We start from the raw sequence: 19,897 nt of genomic DNA, 5'->3' as shown, positions 1-19,897 counted from the left end.
TCTGCCTGCGGCTTGCCCTCTGAAATGGCAACATGCCAAAGCGCTGTCTAGGCTTTGGCTTGTTCCATCTTCACTGCAGAGGGATTGCCATGGGCATCATCGGAACCATTTTCATCGGCCTCATCGTCGGCTTGCTGGCCCGCTTCATCAAACCGGGCGACGACAGCATGGGCTGGATCATGACCATCCTGCTGGGTATCGCCGGCTCCCTGTTGGCCACCTATGGCGGCCAGGCCCTGGGCATTTACCAGGCTGGGCAGGCGGCGGGCTTCATTGGCGCGCTGGTCGGTGCCGTGATACTGCTGGTGATCTACGGATTCATCAAGAAACGCTGAATACTGGTTAGAATGCCCGGCAATTCATTCGAGTTGCCGAGCATTGCCATGCGTGCCTTTTTCCTCGTTCCCTTCTTGTTGGCCAGTACCCTGGCCCATGCCGAACTGCCCGAAACCGACTGGCTGGAGCTGATGCCCAAGTCGGACCAGAAGGCGCTTGAGCAAATGCCCGAAATCGATCACAACTCGCCAGAAGCCATGGGCACCTTTACCGACAAGGGTGGCCTCAAGCAGAGCAAAGGCCTGCCGGCGGTGATGTATTCGACGAAGACCGTGGCAGCCATGAACGGCAAGGACATCCGCCTGGGTGGCTACCCGGTGCCGCTGGAAAGCGATGCCAAGGGCAACAGCACACTGTTCTTCCTGGTGCCGTACCCGGGCGCGTGCATCCACGTGCCGCCACCGCCGCCGAACCAGCTGGTGCTGGTGCGCTACCCCAAAGGCCTGAAGATCGATGACATCTACACACCGCTGTGGGTGAGCGGCAAACTGAAGGTGGAGAAGGTGAGCAATGACTTGGCCGATGCAGCCTATGCGCTGGATGCGGGGAAGGTGAGGGTGGTGGAAGACGCTGACCTCTGATTGCCTGTACCGGCCTCTTCGCGGGTGAACCCGCTCCCACAGGTACCCCACAGTGTTCAAGGCTTGTGGAGATCCTGTGGGAGCGGGTTCACCCGCGAAGAGGTCGGCACAGACGCTGCTAGGCTCAGATCATTTCACAGCCGATCCTGACCCGCAGCGAACTGCTGGCGCCAGGCTTCAACTCCACCAGGTCATCCCACACATTCGCCGTCTCGATGCACAGCATCCGCTGCCACCCGTCGTCCGCCATGTCCGGCAATTCCCTGGCCCGCTCGGTCCACGGGTTCCAGATCACCGCCGAGCGCGAGCCACTGCTGGTCAAGGTAATCCGCCGCTCCCAATGCGGGTCGACAATGCTCAGCGTCTGCGGGGTAGCCATGTAGATCCGGTCAGTCTCCCCGGCAAACTCAAGCGGCCCCTGCTGTTGCCGCTGTTCCCAGTCAGCCAGGGTTTCGATGTAGCCCAGCCCCTCAACCCCCTCGACCCGCGCCTGGCGCACATCGCTGACCGCAAAGTAGCTGTGCAGGGCCTGGCTGATGGTTACCGGGCTATTGCCCATGTTGCGGCTGGTCAGTTTCAGCGTCAGCGCCTCACCCAGCTCGACTACAAGCTTCAGCTCCACATCATGCGGCCAGCTGGGCAGGTCGCCTTGCGCTTCAGGCAGTTCGAACTCGATCCGCAGGCTCTCGCCCGCTTCCTCGATCCCCAGCAACTGCCAGTCACGCGCACGCGCAAGCCCGTGGGCAGGCGCTTGCTCACCTTGGTACATGGCCTGCACGGCCTCTGGGTTGCGCTGCAAGTTGCCAAACCACGGCCAGCACACCGGCACCCCGGCGCGTACCGACTTGCCCTTGCTGAAGATGGCCTGATCGCTCAGCCACAGCAGCGGCGGTTCGCCGACCCGCTGGTAGCTGAGAATCTGCGCGCCCTGCTGGGCGATCAGGAGTTCGGCGTGGTCGCTGCTGATACGCCAGCAGTTCAGTTCGCCATGTTGCTCGGTTACGACCTGGAAGGTAGCCATTGCACTTATCTCATCGATTGCCAGTGGGCCTTGGACCCGGGCACATGCAATGAGTTTACCGCCAGCGAGGCTCAGCGACGAGGCACAGAGCGGGTGCGGCCACTGCCGTCGATGGCAACGAAAACGAACACCGCTTCGGTAACCTTGCGCCATTCACTGGACAGCGGGTCATCGCTCCACACTTCGACCATCATCTGGATCGAGCTGCGGCCAATTTCCAGGGTCTGGGTATAGAACGACAGCTGCGCGCCTACCGCGACCGGTACCAGGAAGGCCATGCGGTCGATGGCCACGGTGGCCACACGGCCGCCGGCAACACGGCTGGCCATGGCAGTACCGGCCAGGTCCATCTGGGCAACCAGCCAGCCGCCGAAGATGTCGCCAAAACCGTTGGTTTCGCGCGGCAGCGCGGTGATCTGCAAGGCCAGGTCGCCTTGCGGGATAGGATCTTCTTGTTCGAGCTCAATCATGCGATGGGGCCTCTGACCCGTGACGCTTTCGTTGGTGTGGCGCAAAGGCCGGGTAAACGATTCAGCTTGAAACATACTACGCCGATTTCGTTTCACTGGGCGGCCGTAGGGAAACTCTGCGAAACCGCCTGACAATAAAGACCGGCGTTTTCGCACAACATCCCACGTTAGGGGCAACCTTTTCCTACGAATTGCCAGTATATAGAGCATAACGGCCAGCGACGACCGCGCATTCATGAATATCCGCTTGGTTTTTGTATCGCTTTCGGCGGGGCTCGGCAATTTGCTATCTTCGCCTGTCTCCAATCCAGAAGCCGCGTGCCAAGCGGCCTGCATGCCCTACAAAGAGAACAACGAGCGATGACTTCCGTGCCGAGCAGTATCGAGCAGCCCTCGCGGCCGCTGACCCGCAGTGACTACAAGACCCTCTCACTGTCCGCCCTGGGCGGCGCGCTGGAGTTCTACGATTTCATCATCTTCGTGTTCTTCGCCACGGTGGTCGGCAAGCTGTTCTTCCCGGCCGACATGCCCGAGTGGCTGCGGCTGATGCAAACCTTCGGCATTTTCGCCGCCGGTTACCTGGCGCGGCCGCTGGGCGGCATCATCATGGCCCACTTCGGCGACCTGCTCGGGCGCAAGAAAATGTTCACCCTGAGCATCTTCATGATGGCCTTGCCGACGCTGATCATGGGCCTGCTGCCGACGTATGCACAGATCGGCATGTGGGCACCGGTCCTGTTGCTGCTGATGCGTGTGATCCAGGGGGCGGCGATCGGTGGCGAGGTACCGGGCGCCTGGGTGTTCGTCTCCGAGCACGTGCCTGCGCGCAACACGGGCTACGCCTGCGGCACCCTGACCGCGGGCCTGACCGCCGGTATCCTGCTGGGTTCGCTGGTGGCAACGCTGATCAACAGCGTCTACAGTGCCGAGGAAGTGGCCGACTACGCCTGGCGTATCCCGTTCCTGCTCGGCGGTGTGTTCGGCCTGTTCTCGGTGTACTTGCGCCGCTGGCTGCACGAGACCCCGGTGTTCGCCGAAATGCAGCAGCGCAAGGCGCTGGCCGAGGAGTTGCCGCTGCGCGCCGTGCTGCGTGACCATCGCAGCGCGATCATCCTGTCGATGCTGCTGACCTGGATGCTGTCAGCGGCCATCGTGGTGGTCATCCTGATGACCCCGGCGCTGCTGCAGAGCTTCTATCACATCAACCCGATCGACTCGCTCAAGGCCAACAGCATGGCCATCGTACTGCTCAGCTTCGGCTGCATCGGCGCTGGCAGCCTGGCCGACCGCTTTGGTGCGGGGCGGGTGTTCGTGATCGGCAGCCTGCTGTTGCTGGCCAGCTCCTGGACCTTCTACCACAGCCTGCCGACCCACCCCGAGCTGCTGTTCCCGCTGTATGCGGTGACCGGCCTGTGCGTGGGCGTGATCGGCGCGGTGCCTTATGTGATGGTCAAGGCGTTCCCGGCGGTGGTGCGGTTCAGTGGGCTGTCGTTCTCCTACAACGTCGCCTACGCCATCTTCGGCGGGTTGACGCCGATGGTGGTGACCGCGCTGCTGAAGGTGAGCCCGATGGCGCCTGCCTATTATGTGGCGGGGCTGTGTGCCGTTGGTCTGGCGGTGGGGCTGTACCTGCTCGCCAACAAGCGCTGATCTGCGCAACGTCTGCCGGCCTCTTCGCGGCTGAAGCCACTCCCACAGGTACGCTGCCGGCCCTGTGGGAGAGGCTGTCTTGATCAAAATCTCAAAGATTGTGCAGGCCCTGTGGGAGCGGGTTTACCCGCGAAATGGCCGTGCCTGTCGTGCGCCTCTTTCGAACTTTGAAAGCCGCTCGCTTCTTCACACATGAAACATGCGGAAAGAACTGAACAGCAACAGATGAATATGTAACGCAGTCGTCAACCGCTAGATCGTCAGCCTGAGCCATGCAGACAAGGAGATTCTGTATGACTCAAAACACACTTCATGACAGTTCCACGGGTGATGTCGTTATCACCCCAGGCTCCTCCGGTTCCAGTAGCGGCGGGGGCGGTTTTTTCAGCATTGGCGGTGGCGGTGGCTTCGGTGGCGGCTTTGGCGGTTCCAGCCGGCGGCGCCGGAAAAAGCGCGCGAAAGCTCGCGCTGCTGCGCTGGCGAGGGCACAAGCCGAACAGCAAGCACGCCAAGCCGCGGCTGCAACAGCACGCGCCGAAGCGCAAGCGCTTGCTCTTCGACAGCAAGTGGCTGCCTACAGCCAGGCACGAGAAGGCCGGCGCGTGCAGCTTGACGCCCATTTTGCAGGCCAGGCTCAGGGCCTGGCCCAGGCACTTCAAAGCGAAATCGATGCAGCACGCAGGCGCCCGGAATATGACGGTAGCGAACGCTGGCAGCTCTATCTGATCACCAAGGCACGTAGCGAAACAGAAGGGCTGATTGCGGCAAAGCAAGGCGCGCTGGCCGGGTATCAGGCACGAGCGGCTGCTTTTGCTGGCGCGGATGCAAGTGCGGATGCCTATGCCGCGCGGCTGTCGGGCCTGGCGACCGCGGAGCAGATGCAGCAACAGCATCTCGACTGGGAAGCGGCCTATCTGGCATCCCACGAAGCCCGGTTGCTGCAAGAAGCGATCAGGCAACTGTCAGAGCGCTCGGCCGCATTGCTGGCGGAACATGCCACTCAGGAGCAAGCCTGGAGGGCGCGGGAGGCCAGTTGGGAGCAGCAGCGGCAGTACGCTGAACAGCGCGAAGCGCGCATTCGCTACAAGCAACAGACGGATGAAGACCGACGACTGCAGCGGCTGAAAGATGCCGCCACGCTGGCCGCTCCAGTTGCCGCAGCCCAGGCCGGTGGTGTGTTGCTCACCCAGGCCGGTGCACAGGTTGCGTTAGAAGTGGCCACTTCTATACAGCAGGCCATCGCCAATGCAGCGAAGGAGGTGCTGAGGGTCGCAGCAATTCGCGCCGGTCAGGCCGTAAGCCTGTCAGCTACAGCCATGCTGTACTCGCCAGTGCTGGCAGATGGTGAGTTGACTGCCGACCAGCGTCGTCGTCGGCTTGAAGGGCTGGGGGTACGTGCTGATCTGCTGGGCGTAGAGGCTGGGCAGGATCTGCAGGCCATCGCCAACGCTGGTGGTTCGGCTCGTGTAGCGAGCCGCATCAGGATCGAGCACATGCCGGGAGGCAGTGGTGTTGCGGTGGCGTCGACAGGAGTCGGGATCGCGTCCGAGGTGCGGGTCAGAAATGCCGTTTTCGATCCTCTGACCGAAACCTACCGACTCCAGGCAGAGACGCCCATCGGCAAGACCATCGTCCTCGGTAGTTCTGCCTTGCCAGTAGAAGGTGGGACGACGGGAAGGGTGCTGTCACTTGAACCGGAGGTGGCCACAGTTGGTGCAGGCGTGGACCTGCGTTTTGACGACTGCATTGTCTGTATCCCCGGCCAACCCCCTCAGTATTTCTCTTTCGCGCTTTCGCCAGCCGGTACCGGCGTGGTCAGCGGAAGAGGGCAAGCGGTTGCTGGCAACTGGTGGTCCGACAATGGGGCCGCTGCTGGCGTGGCAGTGCCGGCACAGGTTGGCAACCAGCTGCGCGGCCGCCAGTTCACCGGTATACCGGCCTTCGAAAGTGCGGTATGGCGGGCTATTGCTGCGGATCAGGTGCTGCTTGAGCAATTCGATAAGCTGAACCAGCGACGTATTCTCAGCGGTTTTCCTCCCGTTGCACCGAGGGCGAGTTGGAGCGGGGCGCGGCAGGAGTTCGAATTGCGGCATGTGGCTGCCGCCGGGGTGGATTCCGGGCTCTACAACCTGGATCAGGTGAGAATCCACAAGCCCAGCAACACCCAAGGTGTGTTGGCGGATGTCCAGCCGTTCAAGCCGTGGTTTGCATCCAGTGTCGAGCTTGCTTTTGACCCTGCCATCGTTCTAGGCCAGCCGCCGCGTACCTGGACGCCGCTGGTTGCGCCGGGCGCGGAACTGCTCGGGCCGACGCGCTTGCCGGAAGCTCCGCCTCTCTCGGGCATCCTGCCCGGGGCACCCACCGAGCCAGTAGGGCCAAGTCTTGAAATATTTCCTGGCGAGAATCCGGGTGAAACTGGGGCCATAATTCCTGGGTTTGGTGGCGATACAGATCTGCCGCAGTCAGGCTTGGTGAATAATGAGCCTGCCAAGCCTCTGGAGGTTGGAGAGTATAAGGAGCTTAGTCGACGTAGCATCAACGACCAAATGGACGTGGATCACATAGTGTCTAGAAAAGCTTATGAGCGTTTCTTGCTTCAGAATCTTCTGAGGCCATTACCTCATGAGATAAAAGCTATGCTGGAAACTGCACCGAGTATTGTGATTCCTGATGAAGTTCATAGGAAGTATAGTCAAACTTATGGTGGTAGGAATACCGCGAAAAGACAGGCAAAGGATGCTTCTGATCTGCGTGCAGCTGTTGACAGTAACATGGATGCGCTGAAGCCTGGGCTGCTGGAATACGGATTTGAAGATTACGATATAGAAAGTGCTCGTAAGCAATTGCATGCTCTTCATGAACAAAAAGGAATGTATAAATGAATGCGCAAGAATTAGATTCTTATTTGAACGGATTTGGTAAGTCGCATAGCGAGCTTGTCACTGAGGGGCTCCTGCCATCAGGTGATCTTATTGAGATCTATGATGGTTCGCTGGCTGTGTTTAGGGAGATTTGCCCGGGAATGTATTTTAATTTCTGGGCTGAGGATCAGAGATTTGAATCTTTGACATTTTCGCTCGCAGAAACTGCGACCTCGAAAGATATCTATCAGGAAAATCTGCCTGAACCTTATAGTGGGTGTACCACTCGTGAGGCCACCATAAATCTTCTTGGAGAACCAATTCAGTCTAAAGGCCCTCATAAGATGCCTTCACCTTTGGGTGACTCAGGTGGATGGGATAGGTTTGAACTCGCCGGTCATGAAGAGTTGGACGTCTTGTTCAGGTATGACATCGCTCTGAATGTTGTAATTTTGGCATTTGGGTTGAAAGTATCTGGCTACGATCGTCTTGACGATGAAGCCCAACAGCAGACCGAGAATTGAATTTCTTGACGAGGTTATAATTATGGAGCTTAAGCCCAACCTGAGTCAGTACGAAGAGCATTCCTTTCTTGGGTTTGTCGAAGCTATCTGGCAGGCCGAGACCGACAAGGCCACCCATAATGCGTGGATCTTCCACTTCAACAATATTGTCGCCCACCCCGCCGGCAGCGATCTGCTGTTTTACTCGAATGCTGCTGACGATGGCGCCGTCAATTCCCCATCGTATGTAGTCGAAACGGTAAAGTGGTGGCATCAGCAAAACGGCCGCGCAGCATTCAAGGACCAAGTACTGCAACCGCCACCGATGCATCAAACCCTCACCCGGCAGCAGCGTGCCGATCAGTCGTCCAACCTCAATTTGGAGAAAGTGCGCCGACTGGTGGCAGAGGTTCATGCGGCCGAGCAGCAGGCAATGCATCAGCTCGCTGTGCTGCAGCAGCGGTTGGCCGTTGACCCTGTCGCCAGTACGCCGGAGCAGCAGCTGGCTGCCACTCATGCAACGTTGCGTGATCTGGAAATCACCCAGCACCAGGCCAAACGTGCGGTAAGACAACTCGAAAACCTGCAAATGTCGGTCAAGTTTGCCCTGGATGGTGCTGTGCGCGATGCGTCTAGCCCATTCCTGAGCCCGGCGATCCAGGCGGTAGCACTGCAAGAAATGACGGCGGGCAGCCAACGGCATGCTGCGGCCTTGGCCACTGTGCAAGCTCGTCATCCTGACTTGTATGCCCGGGGCGTGACGTTGATCGAAAGCCTTGAAACGCGTATCGCTCAGTTAGCCAAAGCCACTGCGAGCGGCCCAGGCCATGGGCCTTTGACGTTGACAGCAGTGGCCCATGGGGCAAGTCTTCATCCTGCATTGCTGACAGCGCAGGGCTTGAGCCGTGAGGTTGCCCAATACCAACATCAGTTGATTACGACCTTCCGTTCCGCTGTAGCAGAGCTTGAGTGGCAGGCGGCATCCGTGCAGGGTGACCACCCAGGCACGTATGCGGATGTAGTGGAATTCGTTCTAGGTACGCCGAGCGATGACCCACGCTTCGCGCTGACGGTGCCACTGGTTGAAATGTTCGCTGGCGAGGCTTTGAACTGGGCTGATCTGGCTGCAGGGCGGGGCGGGGTGCATTTGCCTGTGCGCTTGTGTTCCACCGTACGCGGTGCTCAGTCTCTTACCACCACGGGTGTCAAGCCATTCACCCGTTACTCGCACATCCTCATGACGCTGACTCAGGGGAAGGTCGTGCCTTCGAACGTACGCGTTCGGGCAGCAGTCTGGGATGACGCCCGGCAAGTGTTTGCGTTTACCAGCGAGGGTCAGGCACCGGTGAGCGTAACATGGCAGGTTGGCCATGTAGCCTATCCACCCTTGGATCCTGCACGGCCATCGAGCATTGGCTATCTGCGCATGCCCAATGTTCCTCTGATTGATCATTTCGCAGACCTGTCTCAGGTGCAATTTGACGACTACATCGTGGTGTTCCCTAACGATTCCGGCGTGGGGCCGCTCTATATCATGTTCAGAGACCGTCGCGAGGTTTAGCCCGCCGCTTCTTTACAGCAGAATATGCACAGGCCATCCGGGATAATAGGTGATGGCCTTTCATCCATTTGTCACAATTGAGTCATATCGTATTCATGCGGCCTGCAGATACTTGGCCCCGTTCCATCCAACACCCCAATATTCCTGCTAGGAGCAAGGCATGAAACTGAAGCGTTTGATGGCGGCCATCACCTTTGCCGCCGCTGGCGTTGCAACCGCCAACGCGGTAGCCGCTGTCGATCCTGCGATCCCGACCTACACCAAGACCACCGGTGTATCGGGCAACCTCTCCAGCGTCGGTTCCGACACCCTCGCGAACCTGATGACTCTGTGGGCTGAGGCCTACAAGAAGGAATATCCGAACGTAAACATCCAGATTCAGGCGGCCGGCTCCTCCACCGCGCCACCCGCGCTGACCGAAGGCACCGCCAACCTCGGCCCGATGAGCCGCAAGATGAAGGACGTCGAGCTGCAGGCCTTCGAGCAGAAGTACGGCTACAAGCCAACCGCCATCCCGGTTGCCGTCGACGCCCTGGCCGTGTTCGTGCACAAGGACAACCCGATCAAGGGCCTGACCATGGCTCAGGTCGACGCCATCTTCTCCTCCACCCGCCTGTGCGGTGGCAAGGCCGAGATCAAGACCTGGGGCGACGTTGGCGTGACCGGCGACCTGGCCAACAAGCCAGTCCAGCTGTTCGGCCGCAACTCGGTATCGGGCACCTACGGCTACTTCAAGGAAGAGGCCCTGTGCAAAGGCGACTTCAAGCCTAACGTCAACGAACAGCCTGGCTCGGCTTCGGTCGTGCAGTCGATCAGCTCCTCGCTGAACGGCATCGGCTACTCCGGCATCGGTTACAAGACCGCCAGCGTCAAGACCGTAGCCCTGGCCAAGAAAGAAGGCGGCGAGTTCGTTGAAGACAACGAAGCCAACGCCCTGAACGGCAGCTACCCGCTGTCGCGCTTCCTGTACGTATATGTGAACAAGGCGCCGAACAAGCCTCTGGCCCCGCTGGAAGCCGAGTTCGTCAAGCTGGTGCTGTCGCAAGCTGGCCAGCAGGTCGTGGTGAAGGATGGCTACATCCCGCTGCCGGCCAAAGTCGTGGACAAGACCCTGGCTGACCTGGGCCTGTCGCACGCCGGTAACGTTGCAAAGAAGTAAGTAACTGAAGAAGAGGCCGGCGCCACTGCCCGGCCTCTTCCACGAATTCCCGGTCCGAAGCCAGGTATCCTGTGCGGCGGGCTTTCGCGCGTCACCACTTTGTAATGTTTTTGTCACACGGGACCGCTAGGGTGTGCGCATGAATGATCTGGCCAATTCCAACATGACCCAAAACTCCCAGCCCGTGCGCATTGACTTCAATACGCCCGAGCTGCAACGCAAGCGCCGCATGCGTGCGCTCAAGGACCGCCTTACCCGCTGGTATGTGCTGGTGGGCGGGCTTGCCGTATTGGCGGCCATCACCCTGATCTTCTTCTACCTGGCCTATGTGGTGCTGCCACTGTTCCAGGGCGCCGAGCTGACCAGCAAGAAAGCCCTGGAGCCGACCTGGCTGCAGCAGGACGCCGGCAAACCGCTGATGATCGCGCTGGAAGAGCAGAACCTGGTGGGCATGCGGGTTTCGGACAAGGGCCAGGCATTATTCTTCGATACCAAGAGCGGTAACGAGATCAAGCGCGTCGACCTGCCGGTGCCGGCAGGCACCCAGGTGACGTCGATCGGTGCCGATCAGCCGGGCAGCCCGCTGGTGGTGCTGGGCCTGTCCAACGGCCAGGCGCTGGTGTTCCACCACACCTACAAGATCACCTACCCGGACAACAAGAAGACCATCACTGCCAACATCGACTACCCGTACGGCGAACAGCCGTTCGCGCTCGATGAGCAAGGCCGTGCGCTGGAACACGTCAGCGTCAACGTCAATGGCGACACCCTGGTGCTGGCCGGCTCCACCGGTGCGCAACTGCAGGTGCTGGCGCTGACCCGCAGCGAAAACATGATGACCGAAGAGGTCACCACCGAGCAGAACCGCATCGTCCTGCCGCAGATGACCGAGGTGGTGAAGAACATCTTCATCGACCCGCGCCAGCAGTGGCTTTACGTGATCAACGGCCGCGCCACGGCCGATGTGTTCAGCCTGCGCGACAAGAGCCTCAATGGCCGCTACAAGCTGTCCGAAAGCGCTGACACCGAGGTGACCGCCACTGGCCAACTGGTCGGCGGCATCTCCCTGATCATCGGTGACTCCAAGGGTGGCCTGGCCCAGTGGTTCATGGCCCGCGACCCCGATGGCGAATCGCGCTTCAAGCAGATCCGCACCTTCCAGATGGGCAAGGCGCCGATCGTGCAGATCGACGCCGAAGAGCGCCGCAAGGGCTTCATCGCCCTCGACGCCGAAGGCAAGCTGGGCGTGTTCCACAGCACCGCGCACCGCACCCTGTTGGTCGAGCCTGCCGCCGAAGGCCCGGGTATCCTGGCCCTGTCGCCACGCGCCAACCGCATCATCATCGAACAAGGCGGCAAGCTGTTGCCGCTGAGCCTGCGCAACCCGCACCCGGAAATTTCCTTTAGCGCGCTGTGGGGCAAGGTCTGGTACGAGAACTACGACGAGCCGAAATATGTCTGGCAATCGACGGCCTCCAACACCGACTTCGAGCCCAAGCTGAGCCTGTCGCCGCTGACCTTCGGTACCCTCAAGGCCGCCTTCTACGCAATGATCCTGGCGGCACCACTGGCCATTGCCGCCGCAATCTATACCGCTTACTTCATGGCCCCTGGCATGCGCCGCAAGGTCAAGCCGGTGATCGAACTGATGGAAGCGATGCCGACAGTGATCCTAGGCTTCTTTGCCGGCCTGTTCCTTGCCCCGTACCTGGAAGGCCACCTGCCGGGTGTGTTCAGCCTGTTCCTGCTGATGCCATTCGGCATCCTGCTGGCCGGCTTCGCCTGGACCCGCCTGCCAGAGTCGATCCGCTTGCGCGTGCCGGACGGCTGGGAAGCGGCGATCCTGATCCCGGTCATCCTGCTTACCGGCTGGTTCGCCCTGACCATGAGCCCGCACCTGGAAAGCTGGTTCTTTGGCGGCGACATGCGCCTGTGGATCACCAATGACTTAGGTATCACCTACGACCAGCGCAACGCCCTGGTGGTGGGTATCGCCATGGGCTTCGCGGTCATCCCGAATATCTACTCCATCGCCGAAGACGCCGTGTTCAGCGTGCCGCGCAGCCTCACCCTGGGCTCGCTGGCGCTGGGTGCGACACCCTGGCAGACCCTGACCCGCGTGGTCATCCTCACCGCCAGCCCCGGTATCTTCTCGGCGCTGATGATCGGCATGGGCCGAGCAGTGGGCGAGACCATGATCGTGCTGATGGCCACCGGCAACACCCCGGTGATGGAGATGAACCTGTTCGAGGGCATGCGCACCCTGGCCGCCAACGTGGCCGTGGAAATGCCCGAATCGGAAGTCGGCGGCAGCCACTACCGCGTGCTGTTCCTGGCCGCGCTGGTGCTGCTGATGTTCACCTTCATCATGAACACCTTGGCCGAGCTGATTCGCCAGCGTCTGCGCAAGAAATACTCGTCGCTTTGATAGAAAGGTAGCGATCCGTGAAAAAGGATTCCCTCAAAGGCTGGTTCAAGAGCGGCGCACCAGGCGTCTGGATGAGCGGCGGCGCGGTGGCCATGGCGGTGATCATGACCGTCGGCCTGCTGGCGGTTATCGCCGTGCGCGGCCTGGGCCACTTCTGGCCGGCCGACCTGGTGCAGGCCACCTACAAGGTGCCGGGCCAGGCTGATCACGTGGTTATCGGCGAAGTGGTGCAAAAGGAAGAAGTGCCACGCGCCCGTCTGAAAGGTGCCGGCCTGCCGGTACCGGACCAGGGCCCGGAATTCATGACCCGCGAGCTGATCAAGGTAGGTAACCGCGACCTCAATGGCAGCGATTTCACCTGGGTGGTCGGCGACTGGCTGGTCGACGAGCAGCGCCCGGCCGACCTGATCGCCCTGGAGCGGCGTGAGTGGGGCAACTTCTACGGCTACCTGGTGAGCGTCAAGGAGCAAGGCCGCGTGGTTGCCGAAGGCCCTGCGGCCTGGAACGAGCTGCAGGCTCGCCTCAAGCGTGCCAACCAGCTCTACAGCGAGCTGCAGCAGCTGGAGAAGAAGGACATCGGTGCCATCAACCATGGCCTCGAACGCCTGCGCCTGGAGGCACGCAAGCTGGAGCTGCACGGCAAGCTGGACGCCGCCGCCCAGGCCGATATGGACGCCGACCGTGCCGAGCTGAACAGCCGCTACAAGGCCATTGAAGACCGCCTCAGCGGCCTGCACCAGGCCTTCGCCCGCGACAGCCTGGTGGCGCGCGACGGTAACGGCCGTGAAGTGGAAATCAACCTGAGCAAGGTGGTGCACGCCATTCAGCCGAACGGCATGTCGGCGCTCACCAAGCTGGGCACCTACTTCGCCAAGGTCTGGGAGTTCCTCAGCGACGACCCGCGTGAAGCCAACACCGAGGGCGGTATCTTCCCGGCCATTTTCGGTACCGTGATGATGACCCTGATCATGGCCGTGATCGTCACCCCGTTCGGTGTGCTGGCCGCCGTTTACCTGCGTGAATACGCACGGCAGGGGCCAGTAACCCGGTTGATCCGCATTGCCGTGAACAACCTGGCCGGCGTACCGGCGATTGTTTACGGCGTGTTCGGCCTGGGCTTCTTCGTCTACGTGCTGGGTGGTTCCATCGACCGCCTGTTCTTCCCTGAAGCCCTGCCGGCGCCGACCCTGGGTACACCGGGCCTGCTGTGGGCCTCGCTGACCCTGGCGCTGCTGGCGGTGCCGGTGGTGATCGTGGCCACCGAAGAAGGCCTGGCACGGATCCCGCGCACCGTGCGTGAAGGCTCGCTGGCACTGGGCGCGACCAAGGCCGAGACGCTGTGGAAGATCGTATTGCCCATGGCCAGCCCGGCGATGATGACCGGCATGATCCTCGCCGTGGCCCGCGCCGCCGGTGAAGTGGCGCCGTTGATGCTGGTGGGGGTGGTGAAGCTGGCGCCGTCGCTGCCGGTGGACGGCAACTACCCGTACCTGCACCTGGACCAGAAGATCATGCACCTGGGCTTCCACATCTATGACGTCGGCTTCCAGAGCCCCAACGTCGAAGCCGCGCGGCCGCTGGTGTACGCCACGGCGTTGCTGCTGGTGCTGGTGATCGCGACCCTCAACCTGTCGGCGGTGTGGATCCGTAACCACCTGCGCGAGAAGTACAAGGCGCTGGACAGCTGATTGAAGCTTTAAGCCACAAGCGGCAAGCTCCAAGCAGATTGCCGCTTTGCCCAAACTTGCAGCTTGCAGCTCGAAGCTTGCAGCTACAAACGGAGTCAACCATGCAGAACGAATCCCACACCCACGGCATCGACATGTCTGCCTTGGGCCGCAGCAAGCAGAGCCTGCGCCTGGCCGAAGAAACCGTGGCCATCGAAGTGCCAGGCCTGAGCCTGTTCTATGGCGACAAGCAAGCCCTGTTCGACGTCAGCATGAACATCCCCAAGCAGCGCGTGACCGCCTTCATCGGCCCGTCCGGCTGCGGCAAGTCGACCCTGCTGCGCACCTTCAACCGCATGAACGACCTGGTTGACGGCTGCCGCGTGGAAGGCGCCATCAACCTGTACGGCAACAACATCTACCGCAAGGGCGAAGACGTGGCCGAGCTGCGCCGCCGGGTGGGCATGGTGTTCCAGAAGCCTAACCCGTTCCCCAAGACCATCTACGAAAACGTGGTCTACGGCCTGCGTATCCAGGGCATCAACAAGAAGCGCGTGCTTGACGAAGCGGTCGAGTGGGCGCTGAAGGGTGCGGCGCTGTGGGACGAGGTCAAGGACCGCCTGCACGAATCGGCACTGGGCCTGTCTGGTGGCCAGCAGCAGCGTCTTGTCATCGCCCGCACCATCGCCGTGGAGCCGGAAGTGCTGCTGCTCGACGAACCGTGCTCGGCGCTGGACCCGATCTCGACCCTGAAGGTCGAGGAACTGATCTACGAATTGAAATCCAAGTACACCATCGTCATCGTGACCCACAACATGCAGCAGGCGGCCCGTGTTTCGGACTACACCGCGTTCATGTACATGGGCAAACTGGTCGAATTCGGTGATACCGACACCCTGTTCACCAACCCGGCGAAGAAGCAGACCGAAGACTACATCACCGGTCGCTACGGCTAAGCCGCTTTGGCAGATGCACTGGGGTTTCTGTGGGAGCGGGTTTACCCGCGAAGCAGGCACCGCGGTGCCTGGCACCGGCTTTGCCGGTGTTCGCGGGTGAACCCGCTCCCACAGGGTTTTCATGCCAGGGTGGGCAGGGAACGAGACGAACAATTTGAAGCTTGCAGCTTCTTCGCGGAGCGAACGATGATCAACAAAGAAAGCCTTACCCACCACATTTCCCAGCAGTTCAATGCCGAGCTGGAAGAGGTGCGCAGCCACCTGCTGGCCATGGGCGGGCTGGTGGAAAAACAGGTCAATGACGCGGTTACCGCGCTGATCGAAGCCGACTCGGGCCTGGCCCAGCAAGTGCGCGAGGTCGACGAACAGATCAACCAGATGGAGCGCAACATCGACGAAGAGTGCCTGCGTATTCTCGCCCGTCGCCAGCCCGCGGCCTCCGACTTGCGCCTGATCATCAGCATCTCCAAGTCGGTCATCGACCTGGAGCGCATTGGTGACGAGTCGACCAAGATCGCCCGCCGCGCCATCCAGCTGTGCGAAGAAGGCGAATCGCCACGCGGCTACGTCGAGGTGCGCCACATTGGCGACCAGGTGCGCAACATGGTGCGCGACGCACTGGACGCCTTTGCCCGCTTCGACGCCGACCTGGCGTTGTCGGTGGCCCAGTACGACAAGACCATCGACCGCGAATACAAGACCGCGCTGCGTGAGCTGGTGACCTACATGATGGAAGACCCGCGCTCGATCTCGCGGGTACTCAGCGTGATCTGGGTGCTGCGCTCGCTGGAGCGGATTGGCGACCATGCGCGCAACATCTCCGAGCTGGTGATCTACCTGGTGCGCGGCACCGACGTGCGCCACATGGGCCTCAAGCGCATGACCGCAGAAGTGCAGGGCACTGCTATCGCCGAGGGCGAAAAGGCTAATGTTCCGGGCGAATCTGACGATAAGTAAGGTTGCTCCCGAGCATCGACGCCCGGCCTTGGCCGGGCGTTTTCGTTTGCGGTCGAGAGCCGGCAGGCACCCGCGAACGATGTGATGAAGTCCCGGCGTGACCAGGTTGTAGCAAGTGGCCAGTATTTGGCAGTAGGCTAGTCGGGTTCAGAAGGAGTATCGATGAGTAAAGTGAATGTGCTGGTCGTGGATGACGCGCCGTTTATCCGTGACCTGGTCCGCAAGTGCCTGCGCAATGCCTTCCCGGGCATGGTGATCGACGATGCGGTCAATGGCCGCAAGGCCATGGCCATGCTCGGCAAGGAAGCGTTCGACCTGGTCCTGTGCGACTGGGAGATGCCGGAGATGTCCGGCCTGGAGCTGCTCACCTGGTGCCGCCAGCAGCCTGCATTGAAGAACCTGCAGTTCATCATGGTGACCAGCCGTGGCGACAAGGAAAACGTCATTCAGGCGATCCAGGCGGGCGTTTCCGATTTTGTCGGCAAGCCGTTCACCAACGAACAGCTGCTGACCAAGGTGAAAAAGGCCCTGAGCAAGATCGGCAAGCTCGACAGCCTGATGGCCATCGGCCCGGCGCGCGCCAACCCGGCATTTGCCAACGATTCGCTGAACGCGCTGACGGCCGGCAAGCCGGAAGCGGTGAAGGTCGCGGCGCCAGCGCCAGCCCCGGCCAAGCCATTGGTCAATGCGCCAACGCCACCTGCTGCTGCACCGGCCGGCCGTGGCCAAGGCCAACTGCGCCTGGCCAGTGGCATGCAACCGTGCGTGATCAAGGCATTGAGCTTGAAGGAGGCGCTGTTGGTGGTGCGCCGCAGCGAAGCGTTACCACAAGTGCTGGAAGGCGCGGTACTGGACCTGGAGCAGGGTGAAAGCGCCGAAGTCGCCCGCCTGAACGGCTACCTGCATGCCGTCGCAGCACTGGAGCCCAAGCCGGACAGTGACTGGTTGCAGTTGACCTTCAAGTTCGTCGACCAGGATGCGCAGAAGCTCGACTACCTGTCGCGGCTGATTGCCCGTGGGACTGCGCAGAAGCACTTCACGCCGGGCGCCTGATCCCGGACATGGGGCGCATTCTTTGTAGGAGCGGCCTTGTGTCGCGATCGGGCTGCGCAGCAGCCCCAGAAATTGATGCCTCGACGCTGAAATCCTGGGGCTGCTGCGCAGCCCTATCGCGACACAGGCCGCTCCTACACAAAGCCTGGGCAGCCCTGAGCCATCCGACCAACTGCAATACCCGCCGCAAAACCCGCTGCTAGGCTTCGACAGATAACAACTGTCAAAAAGCCACTATCATGCCCACGCGCCTGCTGCTGTTCTGTGCATTGCTCATGGCCTCGGCGTCGAGCCTGGGTGTGACCCTTTACAAGATCACCGACGAATCCGGTGTCATCTCCTATTCCGACCGCCCAGGCCCAGGTGCCAAGCCTTTGGTGCTGCTCGAGCCCATGGTCGAGACGCTCGAAGGCCAGGTGTTGCTGAACGCGAAAACCTTCGACGGTGGGGTGAGCTTTTCGGCACGTAACGAGCTGCACGTACCGGTAGAGGTCGAGCTGCGCCTGGACAACCTGGTCAACGCCCAGGGCGGCGATGCCCCGCGCATCGTGCGCCGGCTGCTGCCGCCGCGCACCACGCAGATGCTCAGCGTACTGAGGGGGCGGCCCGGGCTGCTGCTGAACTACCGCTCTACCCTGTTGCAGGCCATGGGTGACCCGGGCAAGCGGCCGCAGGGCTTTCGCTATGCGTTCCCGTGGGTTGGCGGGCCATTCCGCGTGACCCAGGGCCCCAATGGCCGTGTCAGCCATTTTGGGCCCAAGGGGCGCTATGCCATGGACATCGCCATGCCCGAAGGCACCACGATCATCGCGGCGCGGGAAGGGGTTGTGGTGAAGACGCAGAACAGCCAGAGCGGGCGCGAGCCCAATCCGTCGGGCAACTTTGTCAGGATCTTGCACCCGGACGGCACCATGGGCGTGTACTTGCACCTGCAGCGCGGTTCGGTGGTGGTGAAGGAGGGGCAGCGGGTACGGCAGGGGCAGATGCTGGCCAAATCGGGCAATACCGGCAACAGCACCGGGCCACACCTGCATTTTGTGGTGCAGCGCAATGTGGGGTTGGCGCTGGAATCGATCCCTTACCGGTTCGACCGGCCGATCAGTGGGTTGCCGGACTTTACTGCGGGTAACCCTTGAGATTGTCGGGCCTGCTTTGCAGGCCATCGCGACACAAGGCCGCTCCTACAGGAATACGCAAATCCCCTGTAGGAGCGGCCTTGCGTCGCGATGGGCTGCGCAGCAGCCCCATGGCCATCAATCCAGCTTGAGCACTTTGGCCAGCACGATCTTCGGCCCTTTCATCTTCTTGATGATGATCCGCAGCCCTTCAACTTCCAGCACTTCCTCTTCTTCAGGCACGCGCTTGAGCGTCTCGTAGATCAGGCCTGCCAGGGTCTCTGCCTCGATATGGTCAAGGTCAATGCCCAGCAGCCGCTCGACCTTGAACAGTGGCGTGTCGCCACGTACCAGCAGCTTGCCCGGCTGGTAGGCGAGGATGCCGCGCTCGGTCTTGCGGTGTTCGTCCTGGATATCGCCCACCAGCACTTCCAGCACGTCTTCCATGGTCAGGTAACCGATCACCTTGCCGTCGGCTTCCTCCACCAGCACGAAGTGCGCACCCCCCTTGCGGAACTGCTCCAGCAGCTGGGCCAACGGCATGTGCCGCGACACGCGCTCCAATGGCCGGGCGAGGTCGTCCAGGTCGATGGTCTCGGGCAAGTGCTCAAGCTCCGCCAGCTCCAGCAGCAGGTCTTTGATGTGCAGCAGGCCGGTGAATTCCTCGCGCTCGGCGTCGTACACCGGGTAACGGCTGAATTTGTGGCGGCGCACCAGGGCCAGGATCTGCTTCAGCGGCGCATGGGCATCGATGGTGACCATGTCCTCGCGCGAGTTGGCCCAGTCGACCACTTCCAGCTCGCCCATTTCCACGGCCGACGCCAGCACGCGCATGCCCTGGTCGCTTGGGTCCTGGCCGCGGCTGGAGTGCAGGATCAGCTTCAGTTCTTCACGGCTGTAGTGGTGCTCGTGATGCGGGCCAGGCTCGCCCTGGCCGGCAATGCGCAGGATGGTGTTGGCGCTGGCGTTGAGCAGGTAGATGGCCGGGTACATCGCCCAGTAGAACAGGTACAACGGCACGGCGGTCCACAGCGACAGCAGCTCCGGCTTGCGGATGGCCCATGACTTGGGTGCCAGCTCACCGACCACGATGTGCAGGTACGAGATGACAAAGAAGGCGACGAAGAACGAAACGCCTTTGATCAGTTCGGGCGAGTCGACACCAAAGTACGCCAGCAGCGGCTCGAGCAGGTGGGCAAACGCCGGTTCACCGACCCAGCCAAGGCCCAGCGAGGCGAGGGTAATACCCAGCTGACAGGCCGACAGGTAGGCGTCGAGCTGGTTGTGCACCTTGCGCAGGATGTTGCCGCGCCAGCCGTGCTGCTCCGCGATGGCTTCCACGCGGGTGGCGCGCAGCTTGACCATGGCGAACTCGGCGGCAACGAAGAAGCCGTTGAGCAGCACCAGCAGGAAGGCAAAGATGATCATGCCGAAATCGGCGAATAACGAGGTGAGGCTGATACCAGGGGAAGGGTCCATGATGGATTTTTTACGGGGTCCGTCTTAGAAATGGAGAGAAAAAAAGTGCCAGCTCTTGCTGGCACAGGGGATCCAATGTAGCGGCTGGGGCCGCAAAAGC

At 61.3% G+C, this 19,897-nt stretch carries 16 protein-coding genes; 13 read left to right on the top strand and 3 right to left on the bottom strand.

Annotated elements, in window-relative coordinates; all coding sequences use genetic code 11:
- Positions 1 to 89: 89 nt before the first annotated feature.
- Positions 90 to 335, top strand: a complete 246-nt coding sequence (locus tag IAE39_RS03740) for a GlsB/YeaQ/YmgE family stress response membrane protein (protein WP_201199533.1) — start codon at positions 90 to 92, stop codon at positions 333 to 335.
- A gap of 48 nt (positions 336 to 383) precedes the next feature.
- Complete coding sequence (locus IAE39_RS03735; RefSeq protein WP_201199531.1) at positions 384 to 917, top strand: DUF3299 domain-containing protein; 534 nt, start codon at positions 384 to 386, stop codon at positions 915 to 917.
- 124 nt (positions 918 to 1,041) lie between these two features.
- On the opposite strand, the gene IAE39_RS03730 is transcribed toward IAE39_RS03735, so the two are convergent.
- Positions 1,042 to 1,938, bottom strand: coding sequence for a D-hexose-6-phosphate mutarotase (locus tag IAE39_RS03730; protein WP_201199529.1), 897 nt, complete (start codon positions 1,936 to 1,938; stop codon positions 1,042 to 1,044).
- Between the two features lie 71 nt (positions 1,939 to 2,009).
- On the bottom strand, positions 2,010 to 2,408 hold the full coding sequence (locus tag IAE39_RS03725) for an acyl-CoA thioesterase (protein WP_003253317.1): 399 nt from the start codon (positions 2,406 to 2,408) through the stop codon (positions 2,010 to 2,012).
- A 360-nt stretch (positions 2,409 to 2,768) separates the two neighbouring features.
- On the opposite strand from IAE39_RS03725, the gene IAE39_RS03720 reads away from it, so the two are divergent.
- The 11 genes from IAE39_RS03720 to IAE39_RS03670 all read left to right on the top strand — a co-directional run bounded on the left by IAE39_RS03720 (position 2,769) and on the right by IAE39_RS03670 (position 18,339).
- A complete protein-coding gene (locus tag IAE39_RS03720) occupies positions 2,769 to 4,058 on the top strand; it encodes an MFS transporter (protein ID WP_201199527.1) in 1,290 nt (429 codons plus the stop codon).
- Positions 4,059 to 4,351: 293 nt separating this feature from the next.
- Positions 4,352 to 6,940: an S-type pyocin domain-containing protein gene (locus IAE39_RS03715; RefSeq protein WP_201199525.1), complete on the top strand. Its 2,589-nt coding sequence runs from the start codon at positions 4,352 to 4,354 to the stop codon at positions 6,938 to 6,940.
- Complete coding sequence (locus tag IAE39_RS03710; protein WP_201199517.1) at positions 6,937 to 7,443, top strand: DUF6392 family protein; 507 nt, start codon at positions 6,937 to 6,939, stop codon at positions 7,441 to 7,443. The genes IAE39_RS03715 and IAE39_RS03710 overlap by 4 nt, the downstream gene beginning before the upstream one ends.
- Positions 7,415 to 8,983, top strand: coding sequence for an S-type pyocin domain-containing protein (locus tag IAE39_RS03705; RefSeq protein ID WP_236548391.1), 1,569 nt, complete (start codon positions 7,415 to 7,417; stop codon positions 8,981 to 8,983). Before IAE39_RS03710 ends, IAE39_RS03705 begins: the two co-directional genes overlap by 29 nt.
- Positions 8,984 to 9,143: 160 nt before the next feature.
- Positions 9,144 to 10,142, top strand: a complete 999-nt coding sequence (locus tag IAE39_RS03700) for a phosphate ABC transporter substrate-binding protein PstS (RefSeq protein ID WP_201199515.1) — start codon at positions 9,144 to 9,146, stop codon at positions 10,140 to 10,142.
- Positions 10,143 to 10,281: 139 nt separating this feature from the next.
- Entirely contained in the window at positions 10,282 to 12,570 is a 2,289-nt protein-coding gene (locus IAE39_RS03695) for an ABC transporter permease subunit (protein WP_201199513.1), read from the top strand.
- A 71-nt stretch (positions 12,571 to 12,641) separates the two neighbouring features.
- Positions 12,642 to 14,258, top strand: a complete 1,617-nt coding sequence (gene pstA, locus IAE39_RS03690; RefSeq protein WP_201199572.1) for a phosphate ABC transporter permease PstA — start codon at positions 12,642 to 12,644, stop codon at positions 14,256 to 14,258.
- 101 nt (positions 14,259 to 14,359) lie between these two features.
- Complete coding sequence (pstB, locus tag IAE39_RS03685) at positions 14,360 to 15,193, top strand: phosphate ABC transporter ATP-binding protein PstB (RefSeq protein WP_201199512.1); 834 nt, start codon at positions 14,360 to 14,362, stop codon at positions 15,191 to 15,193.
- A gap of 186 nt (positions 15,194 to 15,379) precedes the next feature.
- Positions 15,380 to 16,150: a phosphate signaling complex protein PhoU gene (gene phoU / locus IAE39_RS03680; RefSeq protein WP_201199511.1), complete on the top strand. Its 771-nt coding sequence runs from the start codon at positions 15,380 to 15,382 to the stop codon at positions 16,148 to 16,150.
- A gap of 162 nt (positions 16,151 to 16,312) precedes the next feature.
- Complete coding sequence (locus tag IAE39_RS03675; RefSeq protein ID WP_201199510.1) at positions 16,313 to 17,203, top strand: response regulator; 891 nt, start codon at positions 16,313 to 16,315, stop codon at positions 17,201 to 17,203.
- A 239-nt stretch (positions 17,204 to 17,442) separates the two neighbouring features.
- Positions 17,443 to 18,339 (top strand): peptidoglycan DD-metalloendopeptidase family protein, encoded by an 897-nt coding sequence (locus IAE39_RS03670; RefSeq protein ID WP_201199509.1) that lies wholly within the window; start codon positions 17,443 to 17,445, stop codon positions 18,337 to 18,339.
- 117 nt (positions 18,340 to 18,456) lie between these two features.
- Here IAE39_RS03670 and IAE39_RS03665 read toward each other — a convergent pair whose 3' ends face one another.
- On the bottom strand, positions 18,457 to 19,797 hold the full coding sequence (locus tag IAE39_RS03665; protein ID WP_201199508.1) for a hemolysin family protein: 1,341 nt from the start codon (positions 19,795 to 19,797) through the stop codon (positions 18,457 to 18,459).
- Between the last annotated feature and the right edge of the window lie 100 nt (positions 19,798 to 19,897).

This window comes from Pseudomonas sp. S37, assembly GCF_016658545.1.
Classification (GTDB): domain Bacteria; phylum Pseudomonadota; class Gammaproteobacteria; order Pseudomonadales; family Pseudomonadaceae; genus Aquipseudomonas.
Note: the sequence above shows the minus strand (reverse complement) of the source record. Positions and strands in the feature narration are given on the sequence as shown.